Raw genomic sequence first — 11837 nt, 5'->3', positions numbered from 1 at the left:
CAACAAACAACGTCAAACAGCAGTAGGAAAAGGCGATGAGCTTAAAATTTACTGAAGCCAAACTCGAACAGGCCATTATTGAGCTATTAGGTGAGCAAGGCTACCCACACGTAGTGGGTGAACAAATAGCGCGTGAAGACAAAGAGCAAGTACTCATTGTCGATGACTTACGACGCTACCTTGCCAAGCAGTACCGAGGCGATGGTATAACCGAGAGCGAAATCGACACAATTGTCCGTATGATCTCAACGTTGCCTGCCAGTGATTTGTACCATAGCAATAAAACCTTCTGCCAATGGCTAACCAATGGCTTCTTGTTTAAGCGTGAAGATCGCTCAAAGAAAGACCTCTATATTGAGTTAATCGATACAAGACATTTGGTACAAGCCTTACGCCTTATGTTTGTGCCGTTGCTAGAGAATAAATCTAAACCAGACAACTCTGATAGAAAAGTTGCTGAAGGTAACGTTACGTACTTAGAAACAAATCGGTTAGAAGCGACTGACACCAATATCTATAAAATCGTTAACCAGCTAGAGATTGAAGGTGTCGATGAACAAGTTCGAATCCCTGATGGCATCCTTTATGTGAACGGCTTGCCGCTGGTGGTGTTTGAATTCAAAAGTGCCGTGCGAGAGAAAGACGCGACCATTTTTGATGCATGGAAGCAAATCTGTGTGCGTTATCGCCGTGATATTCCCAAGCTGTTCGTCTACAACGCGATGTGCATCATCAGTGATGGTGTGAACAACAAAATGGGTAACCTGTTTGCGCCGTATGAGTTCTTCTACGCATGGCGGAAAGTAACGGGCAACGAGTCTACCGAAAAAGAGGGTATTAACTCCCTCTACACCATGATTGCCGGGTTGTTTAACCAAACTAGATTACTTGATGTGATGAAGAACTTTGTCTTCTTCCCTGATACTTCTAAGAAAGAGATAAAAATCTGTTGTCGTTACCCGCAGTACTACGCAGCGCGAAAGCTTTACTACAACATCGACAAAGAACGTAAGCCATACGGTAGTGGTAAAGGCGGTACTTACTTTGGTGCAACAGGGTGTGGTAAGAGCTTTACCATGCAGTTTCTATCTCGCCTATTGATGAAAAGCATCGATTTTGAAAGCCCGACCATTGTACTTATTACCGACCGTAATGATCTCGATGATCAGCTTTCTAAACAGTTCTGTAATGCCTCTGATTACATTGGTGATGAGATGGTGGTGCCAGTTAAAAGCCGTCAAGATTTAAGAGATAAGCTACAAGGCATCAAGAGTGGTGGTGTGTTCCTGACTACCATCCACAAGTTCACCGAAGACATCGAATTGCTTTCAGAGCGTACAAACATCATCTGTATTTCTGATGAAGCGCACCGTTCACAGGTCAACCTTGATAAGAAAGTGGTGATCAAGTATCAAGATGGTGTAGCCGTCGATGTGAAAGAGACATACGGCTTTGCTAAGTATCTACATGATTCTCTACCAAGCGCGACTTACGTTGGTTTCACTGGAACACCAATAGATGCCACCCTTGATGTATTCGGTCATGCAGTAGACAGCTACACCATGACAGAATCGGTTAATGATGAAATTACGGTTCGTATTGTTTATGAAGGCCGAGCAGCTAAAGTCATTCTTGATAACAGCAAGCTAGAAGAGGTCGAGAAATACTACCAAGCGTGCGCAGAAGCGGGCACCAATGAACATCAGATAGAAGAGAGTAAGAAAGCTTCTGCCAATATGAACGCGATTCTTGGCGACCCTGACCGTATTGAAGCTTTGGCGAAAGACTTTGTTGAACATTATGAAGGGCGAGTTAAAGAAGGTTCTACGATAAAGGGCAAGGCGATGTTTGTCTGTGCGAGTCGTGAAATCGCGTTTGATTTTTATAAGCAAGTCAAAATCTTAAAGCCAGAATGGTTCGAGGAAAAGCTATCAATTGATGGTGCTCTTTCTGAAGGTTCGGGGCTGACTGATAAAGAGAAAGAAGAGTTAAAGCCACTTGCGATGGTGCAAATGGTGATGACGCGCGGTAAAGACGATGACCCAGATCAGTACAGCCTGCTAGGGACAAAGGAATATCGAAAATCGCTCGACCAGCAGTTTAAGAGTCCTAAGTCGAATTTCAAAATAGCCATTGTAGTCGACATGTGGCTAACAGGTTTTGACGTTCCTGAATTGGATACGATCTACATCGATAAGCCGTTGCAGAAACACAACCTGATTCAAACTATCTCACGTGTTAACCGAAAGTTTGAAGGCAAGGGGAAAGGGCTGGTTGTCGATTACATTGGTATCAAGTCGCGAATGAATCAAGCCTTAGCGATGTATTCAAAGGCTGATGAGACTAACTTTGAAGATATTCGTTTTTCCGTTATTGAGGTGAAGAACCATCTCGATCTGTTAAGACAGATGTTCCACAAGTTCGATACGTCCGGTTATTACACAGGAGAGCCGTGTAAGCAGCTAGAGTGCCTTAATCAGTCGGCAGAATACATCCTTCAAACCAAGAAAGGCGAAACCCGATTCATGGCTTTAGTGGGCCGTATGAAGGCGGCTTATGATGTTTGCTGTGGTAGTGAATTGTTATCTCAGCAAGAGCGTGACCAAATTCACTTCTATATCGCAGTACGCTCTATTATCTTTAAGCTAACCAAAGGTGATGCACCAGACACGGCACAAATGAATAAGCGTGTTCGTGAGTTAGTGGCAGAAGCACTCCGTGCCGATGGGGTCGAAGAGATCTTTACCATTGGTGATGAACACGCCGAAGCTATCGATATTTTTGATGAAGACTACTTGGCTCGTATCAATAAGCTAAAGCTGCCTAACACCAAAATTCAGTTGCTTCAAAAGCTGCTAGAGAAGGCGATAAGTGACTTCAAAAAGGTCAACCAGCTACAAGGTATGAACTTCTCTAAGCGCTTCCAATCGCTGGTGGAGCAATACAACGAACGTCGTGAAAATGATGTGTTGAATGGTGAGGAGTTCGATACCTTCTCTCAAGAAATGACCGACATTATCTTTGATATCGTGAAAGAAATGGGCTCGTTTGAAGACCTAGGCATCGACCTAGAAGAGAAAGCGTTCCTCGATATCTTGAATCACATGCGCAAGAAATACGATTTCACTTACGACGATGACAAGATGCTCGAATTGGCGAAGGAAATGAAAACCACGGTAGACAATGTCGCCCAATATCCAGATTGGGCAGGGCGCGATGATATCAAAGCCAAGTTGAAAGTGGATTTAATCTTACTGCTACACAAATACGGCTTCCCACCAGTAGCGAACGATGATGTTTACAAAGGCGTGCTAGAGCAGGCTGAGAATTATAAGAAGAATGGGTGATAACTAGTCACCCACTAAGAATGGAGCATTTCTAGCTCTAAACGTTAATTTGGCAAGGATGTTTTATGTTTATAGAGTTTTTATTGAGCCTCGATCCAAACACAGTGTTAAAGATATCGTGTGGTATTTTGGTGGTAACATTTGGTATGGGATTTCGGCTGATATATCAGGAAAAGCCTTCTAACTTAGTTCGCCAATTTCCAAGCTATTTAACCACTGGTGGGGTGTTTTTTACCTTCTTAGGGATCGCGATAGGGTTACTTTCGTTTGACCCGAACGATCTAAACAATAGTATTTCTTCCTTACTAGATGGTCTTAGTCTCGCCTTTTGGTCCAGTATCTTTGGTATGCTTGGTTCAATAGTATTGAAGGGGATCATTCATTTAAAGCTTGATAAAAACCGTAGTGTTGTCACAGCAAACCAAATGCATCAGGTATTAAAAGAAGGAAACAAAAATAATGACTCTAGCCAAAATGCGATTTTGTCTGAGTTAAAAAAAATGACAAGAGCGACTGAGCAAGGAAATAAAGAGAGTCAACAGAATTTCGACTTACTCAGCCAAGAATTACGCGACTTTTCCTCCTCTCTTTCACAGCAAACTTCTCAGCAAATTGCTGAGTCGTTAAATGAAGCGATTAAAGATTTTAACAAAGGGCTTGTTGGACAGTTTGGTTCAAATTTCCAAAGGCTCGATGATTCGGTTGTAAAGCTACTCGAATGGCAAAGTAACTATAAACAACAAGTGGCGCAACTGACGGATGCATTTGAGAGCGCTGTCGAGAGTGTAAGTGCGACAGAAGTAGCGCTAGAGAATATTGCATCACACACTCAAGTCATACCGAGTGCGATGAGCAACTTAGAGAATACGACGGATGTCTGGCAGAACCAATTGAATGAACTAGACGAGCGGATATCCGTATTTGCTGAAATGCGTCAACATGCACTTTCCGCTATACCTGATATTGAGGGGAAGATGGATGAATTGTGCAAAACAGTCAATAGCTCTTTAGACAAGGTGTGTACTAGCATGGAAAGTGGTGCTCGTTCAGCTTCTTCTACTTTGCAAAACAATGCGAAACAGCTTAGTAGTGATTTTTCAAATGTTTCTAATGAGATAAAGGGTGAAATTAACGATGCGCATAGGCAAGTAGCGACGATTAGTCACGAGTTCTCTTCAGCTGCTGAGTCGATTAAGAATACGCTAAAAGATTCGGTTGATGATCTAAATAGCCAGCTGAGTTCATTAGTTAAAGGTACAAAGAGTGATGTTAAGAACATTGGTGACACATTAGTACACGTTGACAAAGAACTTATGAAAAAGCATCGAGAACAGCTTTCCAAAAGTAGCGACTTTGCAAGTGAGCATCACGAGTTGTTAATTGAGCAAATCAAACAGTTAGTGGAGATGCAAACCAAATCTGCGTTAAAAGTGGGTGAGCACATCAATCAAAGTTTGCTTGATAACTCAAAGGAGTTTGAGCAAGGGATTCAGGATAAGCTGAGTCGAGTGTTGACGGATTTAGGTAGTGGTTTGGTTCAAATTACTCAGCAATTTTCTGAAAACTATCGCCAATATGAGCAAGAATTTACTCGTAAAAGTATTGAACATGAAGAGATGGTATAGCCATGCATCAAGATTTATTTAGTCCAGACGCAGAAAGTTCAGAATCGAGTCATTGGCTCTCGGTATCTGATCTAATGGCAGGTTTGATGGTGATCTTCTTGCTTATTAGTGTCGCCTTGATGAATCGTATTGATGTGGAAAAACGCGTGATAAAGGCAATGGACATAACTATTAGTGAAGCCCAAGTTCGTATTCACCAAGCTCTAGAAAAGGAATTCACGCAAGATTTCGATAAATGGCAAGTGGAGCTTGCGGCGGATAAATCGCTTAGTATTGATTTTTATGCTAAACCCTATCACTTTGTATCTTCAGAATCCGAATTATCTCCCGCGTTACTGAGTACTCTGAAAGTGTTCTTCCCTCGTTACATTAATGTGCTAGAGCAATACCAAGATGATATTCAAGCAATTCAGATTGAAGGACATACTTCTTCTTATTGGGAGGGTTTGAACTCATTTGAGGCATACAAACAGAATATGATGTTATCTCAGAATAGAGCGAGTGCTGTATTCGAAAAGGTAGTGAACTTTGACGGGATATTGGAGCAGCATGGCAGTTGGGTGATGAAAAAGCTCGCGGCATTAGGTTATGGGCCTGCTCAACTGCGTTTTCATGCAACTGGTAAAGAAGATTCAAGTCGTTCTCGAAGAGTGTCATTTAAGGTCATAACTAAATCGGAAATCAAAGCCAAAGAGATTTTGGAGAAGCTATAATGCTGGATTTGGATTTGAGAGAGTTTAGTGCCCTCGTTGAAGGAATTACTTCTTCACCGCCCAAAAAGTTAGTATCGATAAGCTTTGAGCCTGTCGATTATTCGAGAGTATTAGAAAACTATCAGCACGCGCGAGTGATCGGAGAATTTGATAAAGAGGTTTCCGTTTACAACGACTTATTTCATTACGATGGACATGGAGTAATTGTTTATATAAAGGAGCATGTTGATCTGGAACTTGTAACTAAAGACCCCTATACGCATGGAAAAAAATACCATTTAACTAATTGCTCTACAGTCCAAATCGAAAAAAAACAGAATCGATTTGGTCGATTTGTTGCGTTGCAATATACCAACGAGCTTATGCCAATTTCTGATAGTAAGGGGAAACAAGCTGAAGCCATGCTTTGCGTGTGTAAGTCGTGTATGAGGGAGTTAAAATTCAGACCTTATTTGTTAGCGAAAGGTGAGAGTGAAAAGGAACGTATTTGTCGCGAGTTTGATCTTGTTGAGTTTTTAAAAAAGCGTGATTGCTACTTTCCCGATGAATATCTACCGATAAGGCTCGCTGAATACAGTTCATTCTCTTATGCGGGGAATTGGCGCGAGATGAGCATTAGCTATAGAGCGAGCCAGCAATACTGCTGTGAGCAATGTAGAGTCTCTTTAGTAACGCGTAAAACGTTGCTGCATACCCATCATATCGATGGTGTGAAGTCGAATAATTCTGTTAGAAATCTGATGGCACTTTGCAAGGAGTGCCACAGTAAACAACCTAACCACGGCAATATAAAGCTTTCAGAGGAAGAGTTGTCTGACCTGAAAGAACTAAGGTGCGCAAGTACTTAGGCCTTTCTAGTTGGTTTTATAAGAGGGTTGATGCGGACTTTTTAGTGAGGAAGTGCAAACTCTATGAATGCAGTGCCTATTTCGGCGACGTGTATAAAAAACTGTTAAATCGAGCTTTATCGTTCAGAAAAGTTAAAATTGGTGATACTTGATTTTTATCAATGAGTATTTCAGCCTAAACAACCGCTTTAGCTGAAATACTTGAGTAGAGCTCTAACCTCGAATGATCATTTGTTCGCGCTCTGGACCTACTGATACCATCACGATTGGCACGCCCATCAACTCTTCGATACGCGTAACGTAATCTTGTGCTGCTTGAGGAAGGCTCTCAAACGTGCGGCAGCCAGTGATGTCTTCATCCCAGCCAGCCATATCTTCATATACAGGCTTTAGTTCAGCCGTTTGTGGCCAAATCGGGTTCTCAGTGTGCTCTCCTGAGTAAGCGGTACAGATCTTAAGTTCAGACAAACCAGACAGGCAGTCAATCTTAGTCAGTGCGATTTCCGTTGCAGCTTGCAGGTCAACACCGTTGCGAGTTGCTACCGCGTCGAAGTAACCCATATCACGTGGGCGGCCTGTTGTTGCGCCGTATTCGTTAGAGCTTTCGCGGAAGCTGTCTTGCTCTTCCATTGCAGTCACTAGCGTACCAGTACCTACAGATGAGCTGAACGATTTAGCAACAGCAATAACTCGCTCGGGGCGAAGGGCAGGTAAGCCACTACCGATACCCGCGTATGCAGCGGTTACATTTGAAGATGTCGTCCAAGGGTATTCACCGTAAACAAGGTCACGGCCTGCACCTAACTGAGCTTCGAACAGTAAGTTCGCGTCTTGCGATTGCAGTGCTTTAAGCGGCTCAGTTACGTTGCAAATGAATGGGCGCCAAGCTTTAGTCACTTCAAGTAACCATTCTGTCATTTCAGAAGCAGTCTGAGAGAAGTCACATTGTGGGTATAGCGCTTTAAGTTGAGGCATCTTCCAATCAAGTAAGAATTGAATGCGTTGCTCCAAAATTTCAGGTTGATTCAACCAGCCAACAAGAATGCCTTTCTTCATCACACGATCGCCGTAAGCGGGTGCAATACCTTGACGTGTTGAACCGTAAGCACCATCGCCTAAACGTTCTTCTTCAAGTGTGTCTTCAAGCGCGTGTAAAGGTAGACAAAGTGTCGCACGGTCTGAAATCGCCATTTTCACTTTTATGCCAGCTGCTTGTACTTCTGCAATTTCTTGAGTTAGCGCAGCAGGGCTGATCACCATGCCAGGGCCAAGAACTGCCGTACAATCAGGATTAAAAATACCACTAGGCAGTTGATGCAGTTTGAATGTACCGAAGTCGTTTACTACGGTATGGCCGGCATTGTTTCCGCCTTGAAAGCGAATGCTAGCAGAAGCTTGGTCTGCTAAAAAATCAACGATACGGCCTTTGCCTTCGTCACCCCAGTTTGCGCCCACAACAACGATAGATGGCATAATTTTTCTCCTGACTGATTGAGAAGTCATGGTAGGCCTATAAAGTGGATAAGAGAAATTAATTATCTTTATTATCTTGATAAGGATTTCATATATCCTTAAGGTCTTAACCTATAAGCAAGATCCCCTATTGCGTTCGTCCCTCACTGTAGGGAATGACGATGTGGGGGTATCCCTCGCTTTTGAGGATGATGTAAGTGACAAGAGAGAGGACATGATGCTGGATATCAATTTGTTGAAGACGTTTGTGACGCTAGCGGAATATAAGCATTTCGGAAAAGCTGCCAACGCACTCCATATGACACAACCCAATGTGAGTTTGCACCTAAAACAACTGGAACAACAAACACGCATTAAGTTGATAGAGCGAAGTCCGTTTCAACTGACTCAAGCAGGTGAAAGGCTGTTAGAGACAAGCCTAAGAACGTTACTCGAACTGCAGATTTGTCAGGCCGATCTCAATGCGATTAACGATCTCAAAATAGGGACGTTAACCATCGCTGTGAGTGACATCATTTCTCGATTCTTATTGATCCGTCCTTTTCAGAAGTTCAAAGCGCAGTATCCGGGTATTGACCTTACCTTGTTGAACACCACGTCATCTCAGGCATCGAGTTTAGTTAAAAACGCTCAGGCGGATCTTGGTTTTGTGATTGCCAAAGAGCAACACAACGAGTCGCTCTATTTTACTAAGCTTCAAGAGCTTTCATGGTGTGCGTTAGGCGATGGGCTCGACATGCAAGACTCTGATAGCAAGTTAGAAAACGAGTTTGAAAATCACGATGTAGATACGGAACTCACCTTGATTCTACTTGGCCACGATACGAGAACTCGCGACTTCATTGATGAAGGTTTACCAAGCCTTAATCTACCCAATCATAGAGTCATGGAAGTAGGGAGTGTTGACGCTCAAATCGACTGGGCAGAAGCTGGGTTTGGTGTCGCCATCATTCCTGAGTTTGCGATATCCACTAAGCAGCATTTGAAATCAAAAGTGACACCATTAACGAACTTCTCTAGTACGAGCCTTGGCTATATCGTGAGGCAGAACCAAGTCTTGTCTAAAGCGACCAAGCAGTTATTAGGTTGGGTGAATGATGAGATTACTCTGTTACAAAACAAATAAACGCCATCACTGACTTTGAGTTACCTGAGCCTGCCAAGTGTGGGCTTTTTGTGTTCTGTTAATCATCGTTTCTAGCATGTTAATTCGTAGGTGACTTCCCAAAATAAAAGGGTCGCTAATGAAGTGCTTGGTTGATACGGTATAATTCAATGATATGAAAGTTAATTTAGTACGCTAGTTTGGTAAATAGAACATGAAAAACACTGATTTTAGTCTGATCCCGTATTTTGTTGTCATGATGGAAGAGCTCTCTATCTCGAATACCGCGAAACGTTTTGGCGTTACTCAGCCCGCAATTAGTAAGGCGCTTAACCGACTAAAAGAAACCTATGATGACCCGTTGTTTGTAAAAACAAAGGAAGGCTATAGACCGAGCAGTTTTTGTTATGACATCTACCCTCAGATAAAACAGGCCTACGATGCCTTTGAATCGACTTTCCCGAGTAAGCGAAAGTTCGACCCAACAAAAATTGAAAGGTCGTTTAATGTCGCTTGTATTAGTGGTGCAACTTATTCATTGATGAAGCGTGTATCCGATATTCTCTATGCGGAAACACCAGATATCGGTCTTCATATTGACCCTTACTATACCGCAGACATCGTTCTAGACCTTCGCCAACACCGATATGATTTGTGTATAGTCCATACGCCTATCAACGATCCGGCAATGGAATGTATTCAGCTCTCTAACGAACCTATGGTGGTTGCTTATGATAAAAACCACCCTAGATTAGGGAACGAGATTACGTTGGAAGAATACCTTGAAGAGAAGCATGTTCTTCATAGTATGTGGGATACAAAAGAATCGCCGTTAACCAAAACCAGTAAGTATGCGAAAAGTAGAAAGGTTGCACGAAAGGCGCCTGGCCCATTTGAAATGCTTGATATGGTAAGAGGGACGGATTGGCTTTGTATTAGTCAGAAATCGATACTTGAAAGGTATGGCTTGCTGGATGATTTTAAGCTGTCGCCTTTACCGTTTGAATCGGATCTTGGTACTGAATATCTGGTGTGGCACAAGAGTCGTAATGCAGATATGGCGCATTCATGGTTTAGAAAAAAGATTGTTGATGCCTCACAAAAAAAGCCCCAGTGGGGCTTTAATTAGTCAGTTATCTTTAATGGTCGTTAGCCGGGTTATCTAGCTGTTGCTCCGCTGTTTAACCCTTGCTCCGCTATTTGGCGTTTTGTGCTTGCATTTGCTGAATTAGCTTTTGCATTTTTAGCGTGTTGTAATTGATCTCTGCGGCACTGAAGCCTTGGCCTTGTTGCATTGGGTAATCGTTTAGAGAGCCCATGAACTTAATCACTTCTTGAGACATTGGTACGAATAACCACATGTTGTCTACCATCCAACGAGTGTACATACCAGATTCTTTCGCTGCGGTTTCAAACGGGTCCATACGTAGGTTCGTAATTGAAGCCCAAGCTGGAGCTTGACGGATAGCCGATTGCATTGTGCCTTCCATCACAGCGAAGCTTGCTTTCCAATCGTTCCAACGAAGCGCATTGAAGTCACCGTTTGCAGAGAAGTAAAAGATAGTTTCACGGGGTGACTTTTCAGCCTCTCCTTCAAAATATGGTATAAAGTTTGAGCCATCTAAGTGAACACGCCAATCTTTATTATTTAGAGAAATACCTTCTTTAAGGTCTTCAACGATAGAGTCATTACCGGCAGCAGCAGCTAGTGTAGGTAACCAGTCTTCTTGAGACATTAGCGCATTAACCGCAGAGCCAGGTTCGATTACACCAGGCCATTTCACGATTTGTGGAACACGCATGCCGCCTTCGTAAGTTGTGCCTTTTTCACCGTGGAAAGGAGATGTACCACCGTCAGGCCATGTGAACTTCTCTGCACCGTTATCAGTAGAAAGGATAACAATAGTGTTGTCAGCAACCTCTAAGCGTTCAAGAGTATCAAGCAACGCGCCGACGTTGTCGTCTAATTGAGCCATACCATCAGCGTAGATGCCTTGACCCGAAATACCGCTGTAATGTTCGTTCAGACGAGTCCAAACGTGCATGCGAGTCGAGTTGTACCAGATAAAGAACGGCTTATCTTCTTTTACAGATTTCTCCATGAACGTGATAGCGGCTTCGGTAAAGTCCTCATCGATGTTCTCCATACGAGCGCGAGTCAGTGGACCCGTATCTTCGATTTTGCCATCAGAGGTTGCTTTGATAACGCCGCGAGGCCCGTAGTTCTTTCTGAATTCTGGGTCTTTAGGATAAAAGTAGGTTTCAGGCTCTTCTTCCGCGTTTAAGTGGTAAAGGTTACCAAAGAACTCATCAAAACCATGGTTTGTAGGAAGGTGTTTGTCTTGATCGCCTAAGTGATTTTTACCGAATTGTGCCGTTGCGTAACCTTCTTCTTTAAGAGCATCACCAATGGTAGGAGCCCAGTCAGGAATCCCGTGTGCAGAACCTGGCATACCGATAGTAAGTAGGCCGGTACGGAATGGGTGTTGACCCGTCACGAACGAAGCACGGCCAGCCGTACAAGATTGTTGTGCGTACATATCCGTAAAAATAGCACCCTCATTAGCAATACGATCGATGTTCGGCGTTTCATAGCCCATCATTCCACGGTTGTATGCGCTAGTGTTGTAGTAACCAAGATCATCTGCCCAGATAGCAAGAATGTTCGGTTGGTCTGCCGCAGCGACGCCTTGAGCAACGCTGAGTGCGCTCATTGCTAACACGGT

The 11837-nt window shown here is 43.2% G+C and carries 8 protein-coding genes; 6 read left to right on the top strand and 2 right to left on the bottom strand.

Annotated features, from left to right (window positions below):
* Nucleotides 1-35: 35 nt before the first annotated feature.
* From MED222_RS11870 to MED222_RS11885, 4 genes are all read left to right on the top strand, one after another.
* Complete coding sequence (locus tag MED222_RS11870; RefSeq protein ID WP_009846881.1) at nucleotides 36-3347, top strand: type I restriction endonuclease subunit R; 3312 nt, start codon at nucleotides 36-38, stop codon at nucleotides 3345-3347.
* 65 nt (nucleotides 3348-3412) lie between these two features.
* On the top strand, nucleotides 3413-4972 hold the full coding sequence (locus tag MED222_RS11875; protein WP_009846880.1) for a hypothetical protein: 1560 nt from the start codon (nucleotides 3413-3415) through the stop codon (nucleotides 4970-4972).
* 2 nt (nucleotides 4973-4974) lie between these two features.
* Nucleotides 4975-5685, top strand: coding sequence for an OmpA family protein (locus MED222_RS11880; RefSeq protein ID WP_009846879.1), 711 nt, complete (start codon nucleotides 4975-4977; stop codon nucleotides 5683-5685).
* Nucleotides 5685-6533, top strand: a complete 849-nt coding sequence (locus tag MED222_RS11885; RefSeq protein WP_009846878.1) for an HNH endonuclease — start codon at nucleotides 5685-5687, stop codon at nucleotides 6531-6533. The genes MED222_RS11880 and MED222_RS11885 overlap by 1 nt, the downstream gene beginning before the upstream one ends.
* Nucleotides 6534-6746: 213 nt before the next feature.
* Here MED222_RS11885 and MED222_RS11890 read toward each other — a convergent pair whose 3' ends face one another.
* A complete protein-coding gene (locus MED222_RS11890) occupies nucleotides 6747-8006 on the bottom strand; it encodes an adenylosuccinate synthase (RefSeq protein WP_009846877.1) in 1260 nt (419 codons plus the stop codon).
* A gap of 214 nt (nucleotides 8007-8220) precedes the next feature.
* Between MED222_RS11890 and MED222_RS11895 the strand changes: the two genes are divergently transcribed.
* Nucleotides 8221-9132: a LysR family transcriptional regulator gene (locus MED222_RS11895; RefSeq protein ID WP_032555212.1), complete on the top strand. Its 912-nt coding sequence runs from the start codon at nucleotides 8221-8223 to the stop codon at nucleotides 9130-9132.
* 193 nt (nucleotides 9133-9325) lie between these two features.
* Complete coding sequence (locus MED222_RS11900; protein WP_009846875.1) at nucleotides 9326-10240, top strand: LysR family transcriptional regulator; 915 nt, start codon at nucleotides 9326-9328, stop codon at nucleotides 10238-10240.
* Between the two features lie 67 nt (nucleotides 10241-10307).
* Here the strand turns inward: MED222_RS11900 and MED222_RS11905 are convergent, their stop codons facing one another.
* Nucleotides 10308-11825, bottom strand: a complete 1518-nt coding sequence (locus MED222_RS11905) for an arylsulfatase (RefSeq protein ID WP_032555243.1) — start codon at nucleotides 11823-11825, stop codon at nucleotides 10308-10310.
* Nucleotides 11826-11837 lie beyond the last annotated feature (12 nt).

The organism is Vibrio sp. MED222 (assembly GCF_000153005.1).
Classification (GTDB): Bacteria; Pseudomonadota; Gammaproteobacteria; order Enterobacterales; family Vibrionaceae; genus Vibrio; species Vibrio tasmaniensis_A.
This window is presented reverse-complemented; position numbering and strand designations above follow the sequence as displayed.

Bases quoted from the DNA above. Each gene is read 5' to 3' on its own strand.
- MED222_RS11870 (WP_009846881.1), top strand. From the start codon at position 36: ATGAGCTTAAAATTTACTGAAGCCAAACTCGAACAGGCCATTATTGAG.
- MED222_RS11875 (WP_009846880.1), top strand. From the start codon at position 3,413: ATGTTTATAGAGTTTTTATTGAGCCTCGATCCAAACACAGTGTTAAAG.
- MED222_RS11880 (WP_009846879.1), top strand. From the start codon at position 4,975: ATGCATCAAGATTTATTTAGTCCAGACGCAGAAAGTTCAGAATCGAGT.
- MED222_RS11885 (WP_009846878.1), top strand. From the start codon at position 5,685: ATGCTGGATTTGGATTTGAGAGAGTTTAGTGCCCTCGTTGAAGGAATT.
- MED222_RS11890 (WP_009846877.1), bottom strand. From the start codon at position 8,006: ATGCCATCTATCGTTGTTGTGGGCGCAAACTGGGGTGACGAAGGCAAA.
- MED222_RS11895 (WP_032555212.1), top strand. From the start codon at position 8,221: ATGATGCTGGATATCAATTTGTTGAAGACGTTTGTGACGCTAGCGGAA.
- MED222_RS11900 (WP_009846875.1), top strand. From the start codon at position 9,326: ATGAAAAACACTGATTTTAGTCTGATCCCGTATTTTGTTGTCATGATG.
- MED222_RS11905 (WP_032555243.1), bottom strand. From the start codon at position 11,825: ATGAGCGCACTCAGCGTTGCTCAAGGCGTCGCTGCGGCAGACCAACCG.